Annotated in this window: 17 protein-coding genes; 10 read left to right on the top strand and 7 right to left on the bottom strand. The window is 73.5% G+C overall.

The genetic code is table 11. The features are described from left to right. The first annotated feature begins 119 nt into the window (after nt 1-119). From ABD466_RS38145 to ABD466_RS38135, 3 genes are all read left to right on the top strand, one after another. Nucleotides 120-1487: a hypothetical protein gene (locus tag ABD466_RS38145; protein ID WP_344662153.1), complete on the top strand. Its 1368-nt coding sequence runs from the start codon at nt 120-122 to the stop codon at nt 1485-1487. A 121-nt stretch (nt 1488-1608) separates the two neighbouring features. After that, the gene (locus ABD466_RS38140; RefSeq protein WP_344662152.1) at nt 1609-1899 is read left to right on the top strand and encodes a hypothetical protein; all 291 of its coding nucleotides are present in this window, start codon (nt 1609-1611) and stop codon (nt 1897-1899) included. A 128-nt stretch (nt 1900-2027) separates the two neighbouring features. Continuing rightward, nucleotides 2028-4922, top strand: coding sequence for an AfsR/SARP family transcriptional regulator (locus tag ABD466_RS38135; protein ID WP_344662151.1), 2895 nt, complete (start codon nt 2028-2030; stop codon nt 4920-4922). Here ABD466_RS38135 and ABD466_RS38130 read toward each other — a convergent pair. Next, on the bottom strand, nt 4910-5101 hold the full coding sequence (locus ABD466_RS38130) for a hypothetical protein (RefSeq protein ID WP_344662150.1): 192 nt from the start codon (nt 5099-5101) through the stop codon (nt 4910-4912). The two genes, ABD466_RS38135 and ABD466_RS38130, sit on opposite strands and share 13 nt — an antisense overlap. A 437-nt stretch (nt 5102-5538) precedes the next feature. Here ABD466_RS38130 and ABD466_RS38125 point away from each other — a divergent pair, with 437 nt between their 5' ends. Then, on the top strand, nt 5539-7965 hold the full coding sequence (locus tag ABD466_RS38125) for a protein kinase domain-containing protein (protein ID WP_344662149.1): 2427 nt from the start codon (nt 5539-5541) through the stop codon (nt 7963-7965). A gap of 67 nt (nt 7966-8032) precedes the next feature. On the opposite strand, the gene ABD466_RS38120 is transcribed toward ABD466_RS38125, so the two are convergent. Beyond that, entirely contained in the window at nt 8033-8830 is a 798-nt protein-coding gene (locus tag ABD466_RS38120) for a nucleotidyltransferase domain-containing protein (RefSeq protein ID WP_344662148.1), read from the bottom strand. Beyond that, the gene (locus ABD466_RS38115) at nt 8811-10115 is read right to left on the bottom strand and encodes a D-alanyl-D-alanine carboxypeptidase family protein (protein WP_344662147.1); all 1305 of its coding nucleotides are present in this window, start codon (nt 10113-10115) and stop codon (nt 8811-8813) included. The genes ABD466_RS38120 and ABD466_RS38115 overlap by 20 nt, the downstream gene beginning before the upstream one ends. 84 nt (nt 10116-10199) lie before the next feature. On the opposite strand from ABD466_RS38115, the gene ABD466_RS38110 reads away from it, so the two are divergent. Both ABD466_RS38110 and ABD466_RS38105 read left to right on the top strand, forming a co-directional pair. Next, entirely contained in the window at nt 10200-10958 is a 759-nt protein-coding gene (locus ABD466_RS38110; protein ID WP_425558845.1) for a helix-turn-helix domain-containing protein, read from the top strand. Nucleotides 10959-10981: 23 nt separating this feature from the next. After that, the gene (locus ABD466_RS38105) at nt 10982-13564 is read left to right on the top strand and encodes a VIT domain-containing protein (protein ID WP_344662145.1); all 2583 of its coding nucleotides are present in this window, start codon (nt 10982-10984) and stop codon (nt 13562-13564) included. A 53-nt stretch (nt 13565-13617) separates the two neighbouring features. On the opposite strand, the gene ABD466_RS38100 is transcribed toward ABD466_RS38105, so the two are convergent. Further along, nucleotides 13618-15240 carry a GMC family oxidoreductase gene (locus ABD466_RS38100; RefSeq protein WP_344662144.1) on the bottom strand — a complete coding sequence of 541 codons (1623 nt, stop codon included), beginning with the start codon at nt 15238-15240 and terminating at the stop codon, nt 13618-13620. A gap of 223 nt (nt 15241-15463) precedes the next feature. On the opposite strand from ABD466_RS38100, the gene ABD466_RS38095 reads away from it, so the two are divergent. Continuing rightward, the gene (locus ABD466_RS38095) at nt 15464-15808 is read left to right on the top strand and encodes a hypothetical protein (RefSeq protein WP_344662143.1); all 345 of its coding nucleotides are present in this window, start codon (nt 15464-15466) and stop codon (nt 15806-15808) included. 458 nt (nt 15809-16266) lie between these two features. On the opposite strand, the gene ABD466_RS38090 is transcribed toward ABD466_RS38095, so the two are convergent. Then, on the bottom strand, nt 16267-18717 hold the full coding sequence (locus tag ABD466_RS38090) for an ABC transporter permease (RefSeq protein ID WP_344662142.1): 2451 nt from the start codon (nt 18715-18717) through the stop codon (nt 16267-16269). Further along, the gene (locus ABD466_RS38085; protein WP_344662141.1) at nt 18714-19520 is read right to left on the bottom strand and encodes an ABC transporter ATP-binding protein; all 807 of its coding nucleotides are present in this window, start codon (nt 19518-19520) and stop codon (nt 18714-18716) included. Before ABD466_RS38085 ends, ABD466_RS38090 begins: the two co-directional genes overlap by 4 nt. 188 nt (nt 19521-19708) lie before the next feature. On the opposite strand from ABD466_RS38085, the gene ABD466_RS38080 reads away from it, so the two are divergent. Together ABD466_RS38080 and ABD466_RS38075 are read left to right on the top strand one after the other, a co-directional pair. Then, nucleotides 19709-20941, top strand: a complete 1233-nt coding sequence (locus ABD466_RS38080; protein WP_344662140.1) for a sensor histidine kinase — start codon at nt 19709-19711, stop codon at nt 20939-20941. A gap of 70 nt (nt 20942-21011) precedes the next feature. Then, complete coding sequence (locus ABD466_RS38075; protein WP_344662139.1) at nt 21012-21653, top strand: LuxR C-terminal-related transcriptional regulator; 642 nt, start codon at nt 21012-21014, stop codon at nt 21651-21653. Nucleotides 21654-21747: 94 nt separating this feature from the next. Here ABD466_RS38075 and ABD466_RS38070 read toward each other — a convergent pair whose 3' ends face one another. Next, on the bottom strand, nt 21748-22026 hold the full coding sequence (locus ABD466_RS38070; protein ID WP_344662138.1) for a hypothetical protein: 279 nt from the start codon (nt 22024-22026) through the stop codon (nt 21748-21750). 127 nt (nt 22027-22153) lie between these two features. On the opposite strand from ABD466_RS38070, the gene ABD466_RS38065 reads away from it, so the two are divergent. Next, a complete protein-coding gene (locus ABD466_RS38065; RefSeq protein ID WP_344662137.1) occupies nt 22154-22585 on the top strand; it encodes a Fur family transcriptional regulator in 432 nt (143 codons plus the stop codon). The last annotated feature ends 18 nt before the right edge of the window (nt 22586-22603 follow it).

The following is a 22603-nucleotide window of genomic DNA, read 5'->3' as shown; positions in this document are numbered from 1 at the left end:
CGTCCGGAGCGCCGGGAGTGATCACCTACCCGAACGGGTGGGTATGAGGACTCTGCGATTGTGCCTAGAGTCCTGCTACGGAGGCGCGCGCCACGCGGTGCGGATCCCAGGGGGGTGGCATGAACGTGCGGGTGGCCGTCGTGGACGGCGTCGGCAGCGGCCGGTGGCTCACACGCGAGCTGGCCGACCGGGGCGCGGAGTGCGTCCACGTCAAGAGCCGGCCGACGCTGGAACCGCACCTGGAGACGTCGTTCCGGCCCGACGAGTACGCGCTCGACCTCGGCTACGACCACGACGTCGGGCGCCTGGCCACCCGGCTGGCGAACCTGGGCGTGGCCTGGATCGCCGCCGGCCACGCCTCCGGGGTGGCGACCGCCGAGACCCTGGCGCGGCTGGCCGGCCTGCCGGGCGACGCGCCGGAGGCGGCCGACGCCCGCCGCGACCGGCAGGCGATGGCGCGCCGGCTGTACGAGGCGGGCCTGGACGCGCCGGCCGGGACGCGGGTGACGTCCGCCGAGGAGGCGGTGGCCTGGTTCGCCTCCGCGGATCTCGGCGCCGGCGGGGCGGTGGTGCGGCCGGCCGACGGCACCGGGGCGGGGTCCGGGACCGGGGCTCCCCCGGGAGCCGGCACCGGACTCGGGACCGGACTCGGGACCGGACTCGGGACCGGACTCGGAGCCGGAACCGGAGTCGACCGTGTTCAGTTCTGCACGACAGCGGCCCAGGTGCACGCGGCCGTCACCGCCGTGCTCGGCGCCACGGGGCTGCCGGGTTCCGCGACCATGTTCGGCGGTCCTGCCCGGGCCGCGGTGGTCGAGGAGACGCTCGTCGGTCCCGAGTACCACGTCGACACCGTGTCGATCGACGGCGTCCGGCTCATCGCCGACACCTGGTGCCGCACCCACCAGATCACGGCGTCGGGCACGCCCCTGGACGACTACGCCGAACCCGCCGACCCGTCCGCGCCGGAGGTGGCGGCGATCCACGGCTACGTGCTGCGGGCCCTGGACGCGCTCGGCGTCCGGCACGGCGCCGCGCACAGCCGGGTGGTGCTGACCGCGCGCGGCCCGATCCTGATCGACCCCGGCTCCGGCCTGGGCGACGGCGTCCTGCCCTGGGTGGCGGAGAAGTTCCTCGGGTATTCGCCCGTCGGCCTGCTCGCCGAGAGCATCGTGCAGCCGCGCGACGCCCTCCAGCGCGCGGGGCGGATGCCCGTGGCCTGGCCCGAGCCGATCCGGCACGTGTCCCTGGTCAACCGGCGCCCGGGGACGGTGCGGCCGTCGGCGCACTGGGCCGGCGCCCTGGAGGCGCTGCCCACCGCGATCGCGGTGGCGGCGGTGGCCGGGGCCGGGGTGGAGCTGCCGGTCACGCGGGACGCGGCCACCTCCCCGGGCTTCGTCTACCTCAGCGCCTCCGACCCGGCCCGGGTCGAGCACGATTATCTGACCATCCGTGAGTGGGAACAACAGGGACCTTACACAGCGTGAGCGGACCGGCTCCCCGCGGCGCGGCCGGTGCCGTCCGCCAACCGGAGCGGGCGCGGTTTGTCGCTCCGAACAAACCCTGCGCCCGCGCGTGACGCCGAGCCGCGCGGGGCGTTTGCCAGACGTGGACATCCAGGAAGCCGAGATCGCCGCCATGGGGCGGGCCGAACTCGAAGAGCTCATCGACCGCGCGGTGCGGCCTGACGTGCCGCTGAGGGTGCTTTTCGCGGCTCTGGATCGGTATACGGAGTTATTACGGCCGCCGGTGGTGGAAGAGGAGGCGGGGGATGCGGAGCCGACGGCGATGGCGGCGCCGGGTGTGCTGGCCGCCATGGGCGCGCAGGGTACTCAAGGCGCTCAAGGCGCCCAGGGCGCTCAGGGACATGGGCTGCCGGGCCCGGGCGCCCCGGGATGACAGGCGTTTGACCTGCCTCACACCGGTCGGCCACCACGGCCGGTGCCCGCTCTTGCCCGGTCCGGGCCGCCGCTCTTAGCCTGAGCGCGCCACGCCGGATCGAGAGAGACACAGGAACTGGTCAGAACGTGAACACGCTCCGGTTTCAGGTCCTGGGTCCGCTCCGCGGCCACCGAGGCGCTCGGGAGCTGGCCACCGGCAGCCCGCAACAACAGGCGATGCTGGCCGCGTTGTTGCTGCTGCCGGGGCGGACGGCGAGTTCGGCGGAGCTGATCGACGCCTTGTGGGGCGACGCGCCGCCGAGCCGGGCCCGGTCGATCCTGCGGACCTACGCGTGGCGGTTGCGGCAGGTGCTGGAGCCGGAGGAGGACACCGCCGGGGCCGGGGCCGGGACGCTGGTGTCGCTGGCCGGCGGGTATCGGTTGGTGATGGCTGGGGGCGACGAGACGGCGACCGTCGCGGCGGAGGTCGCCCGAGTCGACGCCGACCAGGCCGAGTGGTGGGCTTCGAAAGCGGATCTCGAGCAGACGGCGGGGCGGCCGGAACAGGCGCGGGAGCTGCTGAGTCGCGCGGTGGACCTCTGGTACGGCGTGCCGTTGGCGGGAGTACCGGGGCCGTTCGCCGAACGACAGCGGCGCAGGTTCGCCGAGCTGCGCCTGAGCCTGGTGGAGCGGCGGATCGCGCTGGACGTCGCGCTGGGGCGCGGCGAGTCGTGCGTGCCGGAGCTGCGCGCGCTCAGTGATGAACATCCGCTGCGCGAACGGCTCTACGCGCTGTTGATGAAGGCGTTGTCACAGTCGGGCCGGCAGGCCGAGGCCCTGGCGACCTTCGGGGCGGCCCGGCGCTTGTTGATCGGACAGCTCGGGGTCGAGCCGGGAGCCGAGCTGCGGTCGCTCCATGCCGAGGTGTTGGGTGGGGCGCATCCGGCCATCCGCAGGGCGACGCCGGTGGATGGAGTCCGCGAGGCCGCCCCGGGCATGAAACCGATGCAGCTTCCACCGGCCGAGCCGGACTTCGTCGGCCGTGCCGCGTTGGTCGAACGGCTCGGCGCCGAGCTGGCCGCCGCCGAGCGGACGCCGCCGACCGTCCTGGCACTGGCCGGCATGGGCGGCGTCGGCAAGAGCACGCTGGCGCTGCACGTCGCCCATCGCGCACGTTCCGACTTCCCAGACGGCCAGCTGTACGCCGACCTGCGCGGCACAGGCGGAGCGCCTGTGCCGCCCCAGGCCGTGCTGGAGGACTTCCTCGTGGCGCTCGGCGTGCCGGCCGAGGAGGTCCCGGAGGGCACGGCGGCGCGCGCCTCGTCGTTCCGCGAGCGGTTGGAAGGACGCCGGGTGCTGGTCGTGCTCGACGACGCGGCCAACGCCGCGCAGGTGCGGCCGCTGCTGCCAGGCGTGATCGGCTGCGCGGTGGTGGTGACGAGCCGGGCGCGGCTGGTGGCGCTGCCGAAGACGGCGCAGGTGTGGGTGGACGTGTTCGACGACGCCGAGGCGCTGGGATTGCTGGCGAGGGTCGCCGGGCCGGAGCGGCCGCAGACCGAGCCGGACGCGGCGCGGGCCTTGGTCGGCGCGTGCGGGCGGCTGCCGTTGGCGGTGCGGATCGTCGCGGCGCGGCTGGCGGCCCGGCCCGCGTGGACGGTGGCGTCGCTGGCGGGGCGGTTGGCGGACGAGCGCGTGCGGCTGAGGGAACTGCGCATCGGGGAACTGGCCGTGGCGCCGGCCTTCGAGGTCGGATATCAGCAGTTGACGGAAGCGCAGCGGACGGCGTTCCGGCGTCTGGGCGTCGTCGAGGCGGCGGAGATCGGGTTGGCGGCCGCGGCCGCGGTGGTGGGGCTGCCTTCGGGTGAGGCGGAGGCGGTGCTGGAGTCGCTGGTCGATGTGGCGATGGTCGAGTCGCCGGGCGAGGGACGGTATCGGCATCACAGCCTGCTGCGGGATTTCGCGCAGACGGGGGTCGGGACGGGGATCAGTGCCGAGGAGTCGGCCGAGGAGCGGGTCGGGGCGCGGCAGAGGTTGCTGGGGTTCTTGTTGGAAGGTGCGTGCGCTGCTTTCGAGGTGGCCGTGCCGGGGGACCCGATCCGCGAGAGTCTGGGGCCGGGGGTCGGGTCCGCTTCCGGGTCCGGGCCCGGGTTCGTGTTCGGGTCTTCGGCCGATGCCCGGCAATGGGCACGGACTGAGATGGGGACGGTTGCGGGCTTGGCGGGACGGATCGCGGCGGAGGCGGAGAGCCATGCCGCGCTGGTCCCGGGAGCGATCGACCTTTTGATAGCGATGAGCCCCTTCGGCGCGGGGCCGTGGGCGCCGAAGACCAGCGTGGCGGTGCGGGACCTGGGACGGGCCGCCGAGCTGGTCGGAGATGGGCGGGCTCGGGGGCGGGCGTGGTTCCTGGCCGGGAACGTCGCGTTGGCGGCGGGGCGCCTCGACGAGGCCGAGCGGTTCGGACGGCGGGCGCTGGGGGTGTGCCGGGCCGAGCAGGACCTCGTCATCGTCCGGCAGGTCCTCAACGATCTGGGAGTGATCGCCCACGCACGGGGCGCTTACGAGGAGGCCGCCGAGCTGTTCGGCGAGGCCGTGGAGCTCGCGCGGAAGCTGGGCCACCGCACCGGGGAGACCGCGTCGCTGCTGAACATGGCGGTGTCACGACTGCGGGCGGGCCGGGCCGCGGAGGTCCTGGCGGACTGCGACGCGATGCTGGCCGAGGGGGCCGGGGCGGACGCCGGGGCACAGACCCTGTATGTGAGCGGTCTGGCGCTGGTCGCGCTGGATCGCCCAGGTCCGGCCGCCGAGCGCTTCGAGGCCGCGGCCGCGGACTGGAGCGCTCAAGGCGTGGTCGACCGGGCCGCACGGGCACGGTTCCAGCAGGCCAAGGCGCTGCACACGGCGGGTGCGCATGATCAGGCCCGTGAGCATGCGCACGCCGCGCTGGCCGGCTTCGAGGCCGAGGGACGCACCGCGGACCAGCGTGCGGTGCGTCTGCTGCTCGAGGAACTCGACGAGGTGCGGGCGACCGTTCAGGACCGGTAGGCCGGGCACTGGCCCTCGGGGACCATGGTGTTCCAGTCGGTCGAACTGCTGCAGGTCGCGGGTGCCGCCTGGGTGGCGTGCGAAGCGGCCGGGGCGGGCACCGTGGTCGTCACGGCGGCGAAAGCCGTGAGCGCGGGCGCGATCACGAGCAGCAGAGCATGGGGGCGACGGGTGGCCATCGTGCTCCTTCCATGGGGATGTGCATGAGGGATGTGCGCGGCGCCCACGATGCCAGACCCATGTAACAACGGTTGAAACGGCGGCATCCGAACATTGACACCCATCAGGGCGCCTGGAGGCTGCGACGAGTCGACGCGGACTGTCTTGCGCATGACTGAGCCGGCGTGACGCGGCGTTACCGCCGCCGATACGGATTATGGCCCGCGGGGGCCGCCTTGCTCCACGCCGGCTTCTTCCACGCCCGCCGCGCCGTCCGCACTTCTTCTCACACCGGCTGCGACACCCGCCGTCAGGTCTCGATTCTGCAATATCTTGATGTTCGACCAACTCGACCGGCTAGGTTTAAACGGGGGGTTGGGGTGATTCCTTCCAGGCGGAACCCCTATCCTGCTGTCCCGGTTCGGGCATCGACATCGATTCAAAGTGGGGGTCAGCAATGCAACCGCTGGACGCGGGGGATCCGACGCGGATCGGGCCGTACGCCATACTCGGCGTGCTCGGCAGCGGCGGCATGGGCAAGGTGTATCTGGGCCGGTCGACCGGCGGCCGGACGGTGGCGGTGAAGGCCGTGCGGCCGGAGCTGGCCGACGACGCCGGGTTCCGGGTGCGGTTCCGGAACGAGGTGGAGGCCGCCAAGTCGGTGTCGGGGGCGTTCACCGCGGCGGTGGTCGACGCCGACACCGAGGCGCCGGTGCCGTGGTTCGCCACCGCGTTCATCGCGGGCATCTCGCTGGGCGACGCGGTCACGCGGCACGGGCCGCTGCCGGAGCCGGCGCTGCGGACGCTGTCCGCCGGTCTGACCGAGGCCATCGCGGCCATCCACCGGACCGGGATCATCCACCGGGACCTGAAGCCCGCCAACGTGCTGCTGGCCCTGGACGGACCGTACGTCATCGACTTCGGCATCACGCGCGCCACCGAGGGCACCGCGCTGACCACGGCCGGGACCGTCATGGGGTCGCCCGGGTTCATGTCGCCGGAGCAGGCCTCGGGCATCCGGGTCGGGCCCGAGACCGACATGTTCTCGCTGGGCGCGACGCTGGTGTTCGCGGCGACCGGGCGGAGCCCGTTCGGGGACGGGCCGACGCCGGCGCTGCTGTACCGCGTGGTGAGCACCGACCCGGACATCACCGGGGTGCCGGACTCGCTGCGGGACATGATCAGCGCCTGCCTGCACAAGGAGCCGGCGCGCCGCCCCACGACGCAGCAGATCAGCGACTACCTGGCGCACAACGCCCCGGCGCCCACGACCGGCGGCTGGCTGCCCCCCGCCTACACCGACGCCATCGTCGCCGCCAGCAACGTGATGACGCACATGGGCGGCGCCACGGGGCCGGCCGGGCACCTGAACCAGACCAAGCCGGAGTACCAGGGCTACGGTCCGGGGCAGAACCCCACCACGCCGCCGCACGGCGCGTACGCACCGCAGTACGGGCCGACCGCGCAGAGCGGCGCCATGGCCATGAACCCGATGGGCCAGGGCGGCCCCGGGGGCCCGGGCGGTCCGGGCGGCCCCGGCGCCGGCCGGATGAGCCGGCGGGCGCTGGTCGGGCTGATCGGCGGCGGCGCCGTGGTGCTCGGCGGCGGCACCGCGGCGGCGATAGCGCTGTCCGGCGGCGACAAGAAGACGCCGAACGGACAGCCCTCGAACTCGCCGCTGTCCAGCGGCCCCACCACCTCCGGCGACGGACCCACCTCGGCGAACTCGTCGTCGGGCGGCGCCCCGACCAGCGGCCCGAGCACGTCGGGGAACTCCGCGCCGCTCCAGGACCCGGACAACGCGGCGCAGGTCACGCTGGGCGGGAGCCAGCCGGCGACGGCGTGGACCGGGCAGACCTCGGACCAGATCTGGGGCACCGCGCTGGCGGCGGGCACCCTGATGCTGATCGGCACCGAGAAGACCCACAGCATGGACATGCAGGGCAAGTCCAAGTGGCAGGACATCGCATGCGGGTCGGGCACCGTCGGCATCATGACGGCGCTGGACGGCAACACCGTCTACTGCAGCGGCCTGGACGGCGTGGGCGGCAACCCGGTGTTCGCGATCGACATGGCCTCGGGCAAGGTGCTGTGGACGCTGCCGGAGATCGACCGCAACTGGTCGGCGCGCGGCGCCGCCGGCGTGCTGGGCAACCAGGTGATCTGCCCGGTGGACATCAACGTCCAGGGCGACGGCGTCATGTCCATCGACAAGAACACCCACAAACTCCTGTGGAAGGCGAACACCAACAAGATCGGGTCGGTGACGGTCCCGGCCAAGGGCAACCTGATCTTCGTCGGGCACGAGACCCAGGGCGACAGCAACTCCGGCACCGTCACGGCCCTGGACATCACCCAGCAGGGCAAGGAGGTGTGGCACTACGACCAGAAGTACGCCACCCTCGGCGGGGCCGGCGACAGCTACTTCGCGACCACGGACAAGTACGTCATCGTGGGCGGGGAGAAGCTCAGGGCCCTGGACATGGCGACCGGCCAGGTGGCGTGGCAGACCAAGATCGGCGACCCCGACGGCACGCCCAGCATCTGCAACGGGCCCATCGTCGACGGGCAGGGCCGGGTGTTCGTCACCGCCGACGAGTACCTGGCGGCGGTGGACGCCGGCAACGGCAAGGTGCTGTGGCAGGGCAAGGCGCCGAACCAGTTCTCGATCTCCAACCCGTTCGCGACCGCCGACGGCAACGTCTACGCCGTGGACTACAAGGGCACGCTGTACGCGGTCGACGCGAAGACCGGCGCGACGAAGTGGGTCTACTCCAACGCGCTGCTGGCCGGCCAGTCGCCGATCACCCTGACGGCCGGCAACGGCCGGGTCTTCTACACCGCGGGCCAGGCCGTGATGACCTTCAACGCGAACGGGAAATAATTGAGAGACCTGATATGAGAAAGCGGGGTTCGGGCGTCCGGCCTCCGGGCCGGACCCCGTTCTCCTTTCAGGGCAAGGCGATGCCGAGTTCGGATCGCAGCCGGCGACGGAGTGCCGTCTCCAGTTCCGAGGGCCATTCCGCGCCGGTTCTGGAAGCCAGCTCCCGGGCGGCCGGAAGGAAGACACCGGCGCAAGCCAGGTGAGCCTCCGTGACACTGTCGCTGTTCGCGGCCGGGGTGGGCAGGTCGGTCAGCAACCGAAGACGCTCCGGCGGAAGCAGGCTGTTCAGATGGAGCGCGCCGCCGCGGTCCTCGACGGCGGCATCCTCCACGAACAGCTGGATGATCAGGCCGCGCAGGAGCCCGGCACCGGAGACCCCCACGACGTACTCCCGGCGACCGAGGACCACCGGAAGCAGGCCCATCACCCGCAGGAACTCCGTCGTGAGCGCTGAGATCCGGCCCGGGTCCGGGGCCCGCGGTTCGCCGGGCGGGCCGACGCGGTCGTTCAGACCGGCCCGGTCGAGCAGCGGCTTCAGGGTGCTGACGGAACGGGAGGGCACGTCGTCGGGCACACCGATCGAGACGTCCCAGCGCCGCCACTGCGCGGTGATGTGCAGAAAGGTGCTGCCGAAAACACGTTGCCGCAGTACTGAGGGCGCGATCTCGTCGGACAGCCGCGGCCAGTCGGCCACGAACTCGTCCCGGGTCTCGGGACGGACCACGAGCCAGAGGTCGATGTCGCTGTGACGGTCGGCGGTGCCGCGAGCGTGGCTGCCGGTCAGCCAGGCGCCCAGGACCCGGTGGTCCGAGCGGAGAACCTCGACGACACGGTCCAGGAAGCGGTCAACGGCGTCGTCCGGCATGCGTGCGTCCCTTTGAACGGTTGACGATCAGGGTACCCAGGGGGATCGCGCAGGCCGCCGCAGCCGCGAGAAGACCCCACCACAGTGCGTGCGGTGCCGCGGGATCCGAGGCCGGAGGTCCTCCCCGCCCCGCCGCGAGGGTGACGGCGAATTTCAAGACGATGGGCGAAGCAGAGGACGGCGTCGTCACCGTCGGCGGCGGCGTCGAGGCGGCCGGGTCGACCGTGATCGGCGTCGAGGACGCCACCGGCGACGGTGACGACGCCGATGCTGCCGGCGGCGTGGCGGGAGTCGTCGGAGTCGACGCCGGGGCCGGTGTCGAGGTCGGCGTCGACGCCGGGGCCGGTGTCGAGGTCGGCGTCGGGCTCGGGGATCCGCTCGCGGTCTTCGGCTGCGCCCCGCCGAGCGTCCCCACCGGCGTCACGTGCCCGTCGGCCGCGAAGCCCCAGTCCATCAGCCGCGCGGCCTGGTCGAAGATGTCGGTGCCGCCGAGCATCAGGGTCTCGATGACGGTGTGGCCGTCGCGGGTCGCGGCCCCGACGTAGGTGTGGCCGGCCTTCGTCGTGATGCCGCCCTTGACGCCGATCATGCCCGGGTAGGTCATCAGCATCGGGTCGTGGCTCTTGAGCGCGATGTCCTTGCCCCCGGGGCCGGGGAAGGTGGCCTGACGCAGGGCGCAGTAGGAACGGAAGGCCGGGATGCGCAGGCCGGCGCGCGCCAGCAGGGCGAGGTCGTAGGCGCTGGTGACCTGGCCGTCGACGTCGTAGCCGTCCGCGTCGGCGACGACCGTGTCGTCGGCGCCGAGCGCGCGGGCCTGTTCCCGCATCAGGGCGACGGTGGCGTCCGGGCCGCCGGCCAGGTGGGCGAGTTCGGCGACGGCGTCGTTGGCGGAGTCGATGAAGGTGGCGCGCCACAGGTCGGCCACGGTGTAGGTGACGCCGGCGGTCATGCCGACGACGCTGCCGTCGGGCTCGGCGGCGAAGTCGGAGGCCTTCGGGGTGACCCGCGTGTCGGCCGCCAGTCGCGGGATGAGGGTGTCGGCGGTCAGGACCTTGAGGGTGCTCGCCGGGTAGAGGGCGCGGTGCGGAGCCCGCTCGGCGAGGATCTGGCCGGTGTCGTAGTCGGCGACGACGTAGCTGGCCACGTCCACGTCCGGGGGCGCCGGGACGCTGTCGGCGGCGAGCGCGCGGGGCGGCGCGCCGAGCACCCCCGGGACCAAGGCCAGGGCCGCGGCGACGGCGGCGGCGCGGAACACGGGGGCACGGAAGCTCAGGCTGACCGCCACACGCGGGACCGTATCAGGGCTTTGGATCCCTGATCAACAGGGCTTTCCCGAACAACGTTGACACTGTCATATGACAGTGTCACGATGGGCTCCGTGAGCGGAGAACCGGCGGAGTGGACCATCGACCGGCTGGCGCGGCTGACCGCGGCGGCGCTGGCCTCGGGGGCCCTCGCGCCGCAGCCCGACGGCCGGATCAGGGAGGTGCCCGACGTGCGGACCATCCGCTACTACACCTCGATCGGGCTGCTGGACCGGCCGGCCGCGATGCGCGGGCGGACGGCGCTCTACGGGCGGCGGCACCTGGCGCAGCTGGTCGCGATCAAGCGGCTGCAGGCGGCCGGCCTGACGCTGACCGAGGTGCAGCAGCGGCTGCTCGGGGCGGACGCGGGGACGGTGGAGCGGATCGCGCTGCTGCCGCCGGACGTGGACGCGCTGGAGGAACTGGACGACCGTTCGGAGGAGTCGTCCGGACCGGCGGAGAAGCCGGCCTCCGGCCCTGCCGATACCGCGGGTTCGCGCGCGGGTTCCGGCGCGGGTTCCGGCGCGGAAGCCGGCGCGGAAGCCGGCGTGAACGGCACACCGGCCCGGCGTCAGCGCTTCTGGTCCGCCCGGCCGGCGCCGCTCTCCGCCGAGGCCGCCCAGGCCGCCGGAGCCGAGGCGGACCACCCGCCGGCGGCGGCCGTGCCTCCGCTGGTGGCCGGTGTCCGCCTCGCGGACGACGTGACGCTGCTGTTGTCGGCCTCCTCCGGCCGGGTGCCGGACGCCGCCGACCGGGCCGCGATCGCCGAGTCGGCGCGGCCGCTGCTGGACCTGCTCCACCGACTCGGGCTGTCCGAAGCCTGACTTTCCTTGAGGGGGAACCGACCATGACTGTTCGAACCGGTGCCGTCGACGTCGTCGAGGAGGCGCCGCGCCCGGAGCCGGACGGCGGCCTGGGAGCGCTGCGGACCGAGCGCGGCAACCTGCCGCTGGAGCTGGTCGAGGTGCGGGCGGCGGTGGTCGGGCTGGCCGTGCGCACCGAGGTGGCACAGGGTTTCCGCAACCCGTACGACGAGCCGTTGGAGGCCACGTACATCTTCCCGCTGCCGGACCGCGCAGCGGTGACGCGGCTGCGGATGGAGGCGGCCGACCGCGTGGTGGAGGGCGTGGTCAAGGAACGGGAGACGGCGCGCGCCGACTACGACCAGGCCATCGCCGAGGGCCGCCGGGCCTCGATCGCCGAGGAGGAGCGGCCGGGCGTGTTCACGCTGCGGGTCGGCAACATCATGCCCGGCGAGCGGGTGGTGGTGCGCACGACGCTGTCCGGGCGGCTGCCGTACGAGGACGGACAGGCCACGTTCCGCTTCCCGCTGGTCGTCGCGCCCCGATACATCCCGGGCGGCGCACTGCCGGGGGACGCGGTGGGCGACGGGACCGCGGCGGACACCGACCGGGTCCCGGACGCGTCGCGGATCAGCCCGCCGGTGCTGCTGCCCGGGTTCCCGAACCCGGTCCGGCTGTCGATCGAGGTGGCGGTGGACGCCGCGGGTCTGCCGCTGGGCGGGCTGACGTCGAGCCTGCACGGGGTGTCGGTGGCCGAGGACGGCGGGCGGCACGTCGTGCGGCTGGACCCGGGCGCGCGGTGCGACCGGGACTTCGTGCTGCGGCTCGGGTACGGCGGGCAGGCGGCGGCGACGTCGCTGGTGGTGGCGCGGGACGCGATGAAGGACCCTGAAAGGGACGCTGAGAGGGACGCCGAACGGGATGCCGGGCGTGATGCGGTGCGGGACGCGCGGGGTTCCGCGCATGCCGCGGACGGCACCTTCCTGCTCACCGTCCTGCCGCCGGAGCCCACCGGCGCGGTGCGCCCGCGCGACGTCGTCCTGGTCCTGGACCGCTCGGGCAGCATGAGCGGCTGGAAGATGACCGCGGCGCGGCGCGCGGCGGCGCGCATCGTCGACACCCTGACCGCGGCCGACCGGTTCGCGGTGCTGACCTTCGACCACGAAGTCACCACTCCCCCGGACCTCCCGGACGACGTCCTCGCCTCCGCCACCGACCGGCACCGCTTCCGCGCCGTCCAGCACCTGGCGGCGGTCGAGGCACGCGGCGGCACCGAGATGGCCCACCCGCTGAGGCGGGCGGCGGACCTGCTGCGCGGCGCGGGCGGGGAGCGCGACCGGGTGCTGGTCCTGGTCACCGACGGCCAGGTCGGCGACGAGGACGCGCTGCTGTCGGACCTGTCGGCGTCGCTGGCGGAGCTGCGCGTGCACACCGTCGGCATCGACACCGCCGTGAACGCCGGCTTCCTCCGGCGCCTGGCAACCGCCGGCGGCGGGCACTGCGAGCTGGTGGAGTCCGAAGACCGGCTCGACGACGCGATGGACGCGGTGCACCACCGCATCGGCACACCGCTGGTGACCGGGCTGCGCCTGACGGGCGGCGACGGCCTCGCCCTCGATCGGGACTCGGTGACGCCCTCCAGGCTGCCGGACCTGTTCGTCGGCGCGCCGCTGGTGGTGGCCGGCCGGTTCACGGCCGGGTCCGCTCCCAAGGGGTCCGCGCCGGGTGCGATCACCGTCACCGGCACCGCCGCCGACGGCTCGGCATGGACCCGGCAGGTCGCCGCGGTCGAGGCCGACGACGCCGACCTCGCCCGGTTCTGGGCCCGGGGCCGCATCAGGGACCTGGAGGACCGCTACGTCTCGGCCTCGCACGGCCGGGACGACCTGGAGAAGACCATCGTCGACACGTCGGTCCGCTTCAACGTCCTGTCCCGTTTCACCGCCTTCGTGGCCGTCGACACCGTCGTCGTGAACGAGGGCGGCGAGGTCAAGCGCGTCACGCAACCGGTGGACCTCCCGGCCGGCTGGGAGCCGCGGCAGGACACGGCGATGCCGCTCATGTCGATGCTCGGTGCGCCGCCGCCGGCCCCGGTCGCCGCCCCGGCCCCGATGGCGCCGGTGTCCCCGATGGCGGAAAGCGCGCCGAAGATGGCCAAGCGGGCCCGTCGGCAGGACGCGCCGGACATGGACACGTACTCGGTGAGGAGCGTCCGGGCGGTGGCGCCGAAGCCCGCGCCGAGGGCACCGATGCCGCCCGCGGCTCCGGGCTCGGCTCCGGGCTCGGCTCCGGCGGGGCGTCCGGCGCCCGCCGCGGAACCGGAGACGCCGCGCTCGGCCGGCCCGCGTCCGCCCGCGCCTTTGACCGCGGACGAGCTCGACGCCTTCGCCGCCACCTGGCTCGACCGCCTGGCCGCCGCCGACGAGCCGGAGAAGGTGCTGGCCGACCTGCTGCGGGCGCTGCGCCCGATCATCGTGCGCGTCCCCGCCGACCGCACCGCGGCGCTCAGCACGCTGATCAGCACGCTGGAGACCGAGGAGACCGACGCGGCCACGCGCGCCGAGGCCGCGGCCGGCTTCCTGAAGTCGCTCCGCAAGCCGCAGCGGCGCCCGTTCTGGAAGCGCTGACCAGGCCCCGCCGGGACCGGTCCGGGATCGCCCCGGGCCGGTCCCGGCGGGTATCAGCCCTCGATCATGATTCCCGCCGCGTGCTCCCCGATCATCAGCGCCGCGGCGTTCGTGTTCCCCCCGACGATGCTCGGCATGACCGACGCGTCCGCCACCCGCAGCCCCTCCACCCCGCGCACCCGCAGCGCCGGATCCACGACCGCGCGCTCGTCGACGCCCATGCGGCACGTCCCGACCGGGTGGTACACCGTCGTCGCGCGGTTGGGCAGTTCGGCGGCCAGGGCGGCGCGGTCGCCGTGCTCCCTTCCCGGCGACGACTCCCCCGCGACCCGCTTGGCCAGGCTGCGGTGCGCCATCGCCTCGCGGACCAGCTCCATGCCGTCGAGCAGCAGCGCCGTGTCGGCGGGATCCCGCAGGTAGGCGGGGTCGATGAGCGGCGCGGCCGTGGGATCCGCGGACGCCAGGCGCAGCGTGCCGCGGCTCTTGGGGTAGATCAGGGTCGGCATCACGGTCAGGGTGCGGCGCGGGTCGGCCTTGTGCCGGACCGGCGCGTCCTGGTTCGGCCCCGGGTAGGACCACGGCAGCACGTGGATCTGGAGGTCGGGCACGGCGTCGGCGGACGGGCTCCGGACGAAGCCCACCGACTCGAACACCGTGCGGCCGACCCAGGTGCCGCCGCGCGTCATCTCCTTCACGAAACCGCGGGCGAAATAGGGCGCCGTCCCCTTGTTCCGGGCCTCCGGCATCAGGAAGCACATCGGGACGAACAGGTGGTCGTGCAGGTTGTCGCCGACCGGCAGGTCCGCCACGACGTCGATGCCCAGGGAACGCAGGTGCCCGGCGGGGCCGATGCCGGAGAGCTGGAGCAGCTGCGGCGAGCCGAACGCGCCGGCGGACAGGACCACCTCGCGGGCGGCCCGCACCACCTGCCGCCGCCCGCCCTCGGTGATGATCTCGACGCCGGTCGCGCGGCCCTTCTCCACCACGACGCGCGCGACCGTGACCCCGATGGCGACGTCGAGGTTCGCCATGCCGTGGTCGTCCAGGTAGCCGACCGAGGAGCTGTAGCGCAGGCCGCTGTCAGCACTCTGCTGGACGATCGCGATGCCCTCCTGCGACTCGGCGTTGTAGTCGTCGAGGACTTTGACGCCGGCGGTGTCGGCGAACGCCTCCATGAACCCCAGCGTCGCGGTGGTGACATCGGTCTGGCGCCGCACTTTGATGGGACCGGAGCCGCCGCGGAACTCCGTGTCGCCCTCCTCCCAGCTCTCCAGCTTCTTGAAGCTGGGCAGCACGTCGGCGTACGACCAGCCGTCGCAGCCCTCCGCGGCCCAGGAGTCGTAGTTGGCGGCGTTGCCGCGCACGAACAGCATCCCGTTCACCGATGCGGAGCCGCCGAGCACCTTGCCGCGGGTCTGCGGGATCCTGCGGCCGAGGGCGTCGTCCTGCGGCACCGAGTAGTAGCCCCAGTCCAAGCGCTTCTTCAGCTGCGGCACGCTGTGCACGGCGGCGATCAGGCCGGGTTTGCGCACCAGCGTGGTGCGGTCGGATCCGCCGGCCTCCAGCAGCAGCACGTGCGCGCCGGTGGCGGCCAGCCGGGCGGCCAGCACGCAGCCGGCGCTGCCGGCCCCGACGACGATGTAGTCGGCCTGTCCGGCCACCGAACGCTGCGCCATGGGACGTTCCCCTCCCGCGGCCCGGGCCGCGCGATCACGGTAGGTCGCTGCACTGTAGGTGCGCCGGCGTGAGGGTTCAAGAGGCATCTGCGCGCCCGCGGCGACCTGGTGACCGGAGCGGGCCTCAAGGCGGGCTCCGCAGGCCCCGGAGGTGCCGTTGGGTATCACAGAGTTCGAACACGCGCGGTGTCCCCGCGCTCACTCTGAGCCAAGGAGGAGATCTATGCGACCGTCCATCAGCCGCAAGGGCATGCGCACCACGGCCCTGCTCGCGTCCGCGGCGGCCGGCCTCGCCGTCGCCGCCGTCCCGGCCGGCAGCGCGTCGGCCTGGCCCGGCCCCACGAAGATCTACTGCACCAGCAGCACGGCCACCGGCGTGCCGCTGGTCGCCTGTTCCAACGACCTGATCGACTTCTCGATGTTCCAGTCCTGGAGCCACTCCGGCGACTCCGGCGTCAGCCTCTACCAGCCCTACGCGCTCACGCTGACCTGCGTGCCGGGCACCACCGTGAGCGTGACGCTGCACGTCTCCGACGGCAACCCGTCCTGGACCGGCACCTGCGCCTGAGCACCCGCCGGGCAGCGGAAAGGCCACTGAAAGGCCACTGAAAAGCAGCTGACGAACACACACACCAGAGTGCGCCGGGGTAGTCAAGGCCCCGGCGCACTCCCCTGTCCGCGTGCGGTGGCGAAGGCGATCGCGACGCTCAAGAAGCCGGACTGACGGGCTGGGGACGCGGACATGGGGCAGGCCCGCGCGCGGCCCGGTCGCACCGGGCCCCGCGCGGGCCTCCGGTCCCCGGGCGGCGTGCCCGCCTCCGGGGAGGAAACGGAGCCTGGAACTCCTCGACGGGCACGCCGGTCCTGGGGTCGCGTCGTCGCGGCGCGGCTACCGGGGTAACGCGGCGCGGGGTCCGGATGGTTCGTGATCGACGCCCTCGGCCCGGACCGGCTTTCCGTTACCCGGTCCGGGCTCTTCCATCCGGGCTCATTCGTGAGGACCCTGCGACGTGATACTCCGCGCCGTCACTCGATCCGAGGCGAGCGCCGGGCCAGGATACGCCGCCCGGGCACCAGCACCGCCGCCGCGCCCGGCACCGCGACCGCGGCCACGAGGGCGGCGCAGGCCAGCGGCGGGATCGAGAGCATCGGCAGGCCCGTGACGCCGGCGGCGAAGGCGAACAGCGTCAGGCCCGCGACCGCCGCGCCGGCCACGGTGCCGGTGCCGAGGATGATCACGGTCTCCAGGCGCAGGGCCCGCAGGAGCTGGCCGCGCGTGGCGCCGACGAGACGCAGCAGGGTCAGCTCGCGGCGGCGGGAGGCCGTCGCCACACCCAGCGTGGTCACCACGCCGACCAGGATGAAGCCGGCGATCGCCACCACCGCGATCAGGCCGACCAGGCCGTCGTGCCGGGCCTGCTCGGTCAGGGTCCTGCCGTAGTCGGACGCCGTGGCGGCGTGCAGCCCGGCGAACCGTTCGCTCAGGGAGCTGAGATCGCCGTCGCCGTTGACGAGCACGTAGTCGTCCAGCGCGGTGGTGGCGTGCGCCGCCACCAGCGCGCGGGGCAGCAGCACGTCGCCGAAGCCGAACCCGTGGTCGTACAGCGCCACCACCTTCAGCGTGACCGGCGTACCGTCGCCCAGCCACAGCTGCTGGGTGTCGCCGATCTCGACGTCGTGCGCGACCATCGAGCTCAGCGCCACGGTGCCCGGCTCGTTCAGCCCGGCCAGCGAGCCGGCGGTGACCTTCGGATCCAGCGTCCCGGCCGCCCCGCCCTCCAGGCCCTGAGCCTGCAGCGACTGCAAGGACGTGTCGAGGTTCCACACCGGCATCACCACGGTGGTCCGCTTCACCGCGGTCACGTCGCGCACCCCCGGGACGGCCTTCGCGGCGTCGTAGGCGGCATGCGGGATGCCGGGGCCGGAGGACATCAGCACCCGGTCGGCGCGCATCCCGTCGCGGGCCTGGGCGGACGTGGCCTTCGTGCTGGTGGTCTGCGCGAACAGCTGCACGGCGCCGAAGGAGAGCGCCAGCGCGATCGGCGTGATGACGGCGGCCATCCGCACCGCGGCGGCGCGCGACGAGGCGGCGGCCAGGCCGCCGGCGACCGGCGAGAAGCGGCGCAGCGGCGCGCCCAGCACCCGGACGCCGGCGCGGGCGATCCACGGCCCGAGCAGCGCCACGGCCCACATCAGCGAGATCACCAGGCCGGACAGCGAGGACTGCGCCGCCTGGCCGCCGGCGGCGAAGGTCAGCACCAGCATCGCCGCGCCCAGCACCACGAACACCAGGCCGGTGACGACCCGCCACCGCGGGAGCCGGGTGGGCTCGACGGCGGTCTCGCCGAGCGCCTGCACCGGCCGGATCTTCGACACCCGCCGGGTGGCCAGCCAGGCGGTGCCGACCGCCGCCGCCACGGTGACCAGTGCCGAGCCGAGCACCGGGATCGGGCTCAGGGACAAGGAGGAACCGGCGGGCAGGACGCCCTGGGCGGTCATCACGGACTTCAGCAGCGCCCCGAGGCCGAGCGAGGCCACACCGCCGAGCGCCGCCGCCGGAACCGCGATGGCGGCCATCTCGCGCACGATGACCCGCCGCACCTGCCGCGGCGTGGCGCCGACGGCGCGCATCACCGCCAGCTCCCGCGTGCGGTCCCGCACCGACAGGTCCAGAAGCCCGGAGACGACGAGCAGCGCCACCAGCAGCCCCGCGCCGCCGAGGCTGCCGTACATCGCCAGCTCGTCCGCGCGGCCGGTCTGGATCCGCGGGTCCTCGACGTCGCCGCGCGCCGCGCCGGTGGCGACGGCCAGGCCGGGTGCCGCCTGCTTCAGGGCGGAGATGGAGACGTGGGCGTGGGGAGCGGGCAGGACGACGAGCGCGTCGGCGCGGTCGGGGTGGCCCGAGAGCGTTCCGGCCTGCTGTTGGGTGAAATACAGCGTCGAAGTGGGGCCGCCGTCGCTGACGCCGCAGACGCGGTAGTTCTCCGGCGCGCCACCGATCTGGAGCGCGATCTCGGAACCGGGGTGCACTCCGAGGCGGGTCGCGGAGCCCGTGTCGAGCACCACGTCGTGCGCCGACGCCGGGGCCGTGCCCGCGGCGAGCGTGGCCGGCGTCAGCTTCGCCGAGTCCCAGCCGTGGCCGGTCAGCGTGGAGGGCGTTCCCCCCGCGACGACCACCGGGACGGAGAAGTCGGCGACCGCGTCCCCGACCCCGGCCACCGCCTTCAGCGCCGCGGCCTGGGCCACCGGCACCCGGTTCTTCTCGACGAGCGGCCGGCTCTCGGACTGCTTGCTGTCACCGCTGCCCTTGACGACGGTGACGCTCTGCTTGCCGTGGACCACCGCGGCGGCGGAGGCGTAGCGGTCCAGCCGGCCGTGCGAACGCGCGCCCGACTCGATCAGCACCCCGAAGGCGCCCAGGACCATGGCCGCCACCGCGAGCGCGGTGGCGACGCCGAAGGCGATGCCCTTCCTCACAGTGTCTCCCAGCGGGTCAGGACCGCGGCGGCGGTCGGAGCGGCGAGCTCGTCGACGATGCGGCCCTCGGACAGGAACACGGCGGTGTCGGCCCAGGCGGCGGCCGCCGGGTCGTGGGTGACCAGCACGACGGTCTGGCCGGTCTGGTCGACGGCCTCGCGCAGGAGGCGCAGCACGTGGCCGGCGGTGCGCGGGTCGAGCGCGGCCGTGGGCTCGTCCGCGAACACGATCTCCGGCCGCGTGACCAGGGCCCGCGCGACGGCGACCCGCTGCTGCTGGCCGCCGGAGAGCTGGGAGGGCTTGTGGTCCATCCGCTCGGCCATGCCCACGCGGTGCACCACCTCGGTCAGCCAGCGCCGGTCGGCCTTACGGCCGCCGAGGAAGAGCGGCAGCGTGATGTTGCGCTCGACGTCCATGGACGGGACGAGGTTGTAGCCCTGGAAGACGAAGCCGACGCGGTCGCGGCGCAGGCGCGTGAGGTCGGTCTCCTTCAGCGTGCCGAGCTCGGTGTCGCCCAGGCGGACGGTGCCGGAGGTGGGCCGGTCCAGGCCGGAGGCACAGTGCAGGAAAGTGCTCTTGCCGGAGCCGGAGGTCCCCATGATCGCGGTGAAGGTGCCGCGGCGGAAGGTCCAGCTGACGTTGTCCAGAGCGGTCACGCGGCCGTAGGTCTTGGTCACGCGCTCGAGGGTCACGGCGGCGCCGCCGGGGTCGGTGCGGGCGGCGTGCTCGCCGTGCTCGCCGTGGTGGGCGCCGTGGGCGCGGGCGGCGATGGGTGTCGCGGACGAGGCGCGCGGGGCGGTCATAAACGCTCCTGCTGTCGGGGGATCGAGCGGGTTCGGATCCGGTGGATCAGGACGCCTTCGACGCTAGTTTCGGAGATCGGCCGCTCCCAGCGGCCGCAGTCCCCTCTCGGGGGTGTAGCACGCTCCACCATCGAGGTGGGGCCCACCGGGCCGACACCCCACCACCTGGGCTTTAGAGTTGGGGGGTCATGAAGATCCGCGCCGCGTTCGTCCGAGCCCTGCGCGCGACCTGGTATCTGGTCGCGGGCCTGCGCACGGTCCTGCCCGCGCTGCTCGGTGTCTGTCTGCTGCCGCTGGCGCTGCTGCTGGCGTTCGGGGTGCCGGGGCTGCCGTGGGTGGCGGGCCGGATCCGGGTGCTGACCAACATCGAGCGCCGCCGCGCCGCCCAGGTGCTCGGCCACCCGATCCGCGAGCCGTCGATGCCGCGGCCGCTGAACGCGTACCAGCAGTACTTCTCCCTGATGCGTTCGTCGGCGGTGTGGCGGGACATCGCCTGGATGGTCTTCCACGCGTTCTTCGGGCTGATCGTCGCGATCGTCTCGGTGGAGATGTGGCTCGCCATCCCGTGGGATCTGGCGCTTCCGTTCTGGTGGTGGACGCTGCCGCCGGGCACGCTCGGGGCGATCGCGCAGATCTACACATGGCCGCAGGCGATCGTCTACCCGGTCGCGACGGCCGCCGGGATCACGGTCGTCCAGCTCTGGCTCCAGCCGAGGCTCGCCCGGTTCCAGGCCTGGTACGCCGAGCGTCTGCTGGGGCCGACGCGGCGGACCGAGCTCGCGGCGCGCGTCGAGTCCCTGACGGAGACCCGTGCGCAGGCCCTGGAGGCCCACGGGGCGGAGCTGCGCCGCATCGAGCGCGACCTGCACGACGGGACGCAGGCGCAGCTGGTCGGCGCGGCGCTCCGGCTGGGGCTGGCCGACCAGACCTTCGACGCCGACCCGGAGGGCGCGCGCAAGCTGGTCCTGGATGCGCGCAGCGGTATCGAGGACGCGCTGTCGGAGCTGCGGACGGTGATCCGCGGCATCCACCCGCCGATCCTCAGCGATCGGGGACTGGCCGGCGCGGTGCGGGCGCTGGCCGCGGGGCGGCCGATGCCGGTGACGGTGGAGATCCCGGATCCGGACCGGCGTTGTCCGGCCGCGGTCGAGGCGGCGGCGTACTTCGTGGTCGCGGAGGCGCTGACGAATGTGGCGAAGCACAGCGGTGCCCGGCATGCGATCGTGACGCTGGGGCACAGCGGGCCGTACTTGACGATCCGGATTCGGGACGACGGGCGGGGCGGTGCCGATCCGACGCGGGGCAGCGGGCTGGCCGGGATCCGGCGGCGGGTGGCCGCACTGGACGGTGTGACGAGGATCGACAGCCGGAGCGACGGGAGTGGGACGACGGTGGAAGTGGAGCTGCCGTGCGGAGTGTGAGGGGCGGGGGCGTGAGCAGGCGGAGCGGCTTGAGCAGGCGAAGCAGGGTGAACGTGGGAGTGGAGCTGCCGTGCGGCTGGTGATCGCTGAGGACAACGTGCTGCTGCGCGAGGGTCTGCAACTGCTGCTGACCACGGTCGGCCATGAGGTCGTGGCGGTGGCCGGCAGCGGCCCGGAAGTGGTCCCCACGCTCCTGGAGCACCGGCCGGACGCCGCGATCCTGGACGTGCGCCTCCCCCCGGGATTCCGCGACGAAGGGCTCCGCGCCGCGATCCAGGCCCGGCAGCTGCTGCCGGGCCTGCCGATCCTGGTGCTGTCGCAGTATGTGGAGGAGACCTACGCCGCCGAGCTGCTGCGCGACGGCGCCGCCGGCATCGGTTACCTGCTGAAGGACCGCGTGGCTCGGGTATCGGAGTTCCAGGAGGCGCTTGAGCGGGTCGCCGCCGGGGGCACGGCGTTGGACCCCGAGGTCGTGTCGCAGCTGCTGACCCGGCGCGACCCGCTCGACTCCCTGACTCCGCGTGAACGCGAGGTCCTGGCCCTGATGGCGCAGGGACTGGACAACACGACGATCGCGACGACGCTGGTGATCACCGAGCGTTCGGTGAGCAAGCACATCACCAACATCTTCCAGAAGCTGGGGCTGCCGCCGGACGAGGCCGGGGACCGGCGGGTACGGGCGGTGTTGGCGTTCTTGGAGGCGGGGGCTTAGGACTCAAGGAGGATCCATCCCGCCATCGACGGCGGGCCGGTCGTCGTAGACGACGTACTCCCGCTCGACGCCGAGCACCTCGTACGCCCACATCTCATGCCCCGCCCCGTCGGCCACTTCGGGCCACTTCGGGCCACTGCTGGGCGAACTCCACCTCCACATAGGGGTACGGATCCAGCGCGTCCACCGGACGGCCCTCGTCCACGACGATGAAGTCCAGGTCTGCCGGCTCCCGCGCCGCGGGTCCGCACCACGCCGTCATCAGCATGCTGCCCCGCAGGACCAGCCCGTCGCTCCAGGGTGCGGCGGCGATCAGCCCGAGCACGTGCTCCAAGGCGGCCCGATGATGAAGGTGACGGATCCCCGCTTCCATGTCCGCGCACTATGCCGACGCGTGCCGACACGGGTGGGAGTCCCCCAGACGGGTGATGCCGACCCCGGAAAAGTTGCAGGAGTCGTTATCTTGAACTATTCGTGTCTACGTGGATAGGTTGGATCGCATGACCCCCGCCGAGGAGCTCCGCGGCGCCGGCCTGCGAGTCACGGCGGCGCGTGTGGCGCTGCTGGAGACCGTGCGCGCCGGTGACCACCTGGACGCCGACGCGGTCGCGGCCGGCGTTCGGGAGCGGGTCGGCCACGTCTCGCTGCAGGCCGTCTACGAGGCCCTGCACGCCCTGACCGCCGCGCGGCTGGTCCGGCGCATCGAACCGGCCGGCAGCCCGGCCCGGTACGAGGGCCGGGTCGGGGACAACCACCACCACCTGGTGTGCCGCGGCTGCGGTGCGGTGGTCGACGTCGACTGTGCGGTCGGCGCCGTCCCGTGCCTGGAGCCGTCCGAGGACCACGGCTTCACCATCGACGAGGCCGAGGTCGTCTACTGGGGCCTGTGCCCCGCCTGTTCCGCCCGCAGTACCCGCCCGCCAAGTTCCTGATCACCCATCGCAGAGCCG

The organism is Catenulispora subtropica, assembly GCF_039531675.1.
In the GTDB taxonomy this organism is placed as follows: domain Bacteria; phylum Actinomycetota; class Actinomycetes; order Streptomycetales; family Catenulisporaceae; genus Catenulispora; species Catenulispora subtropica.
This window is presented reverse-complemented; position numbering and strand designations above follow the sequence as displayed.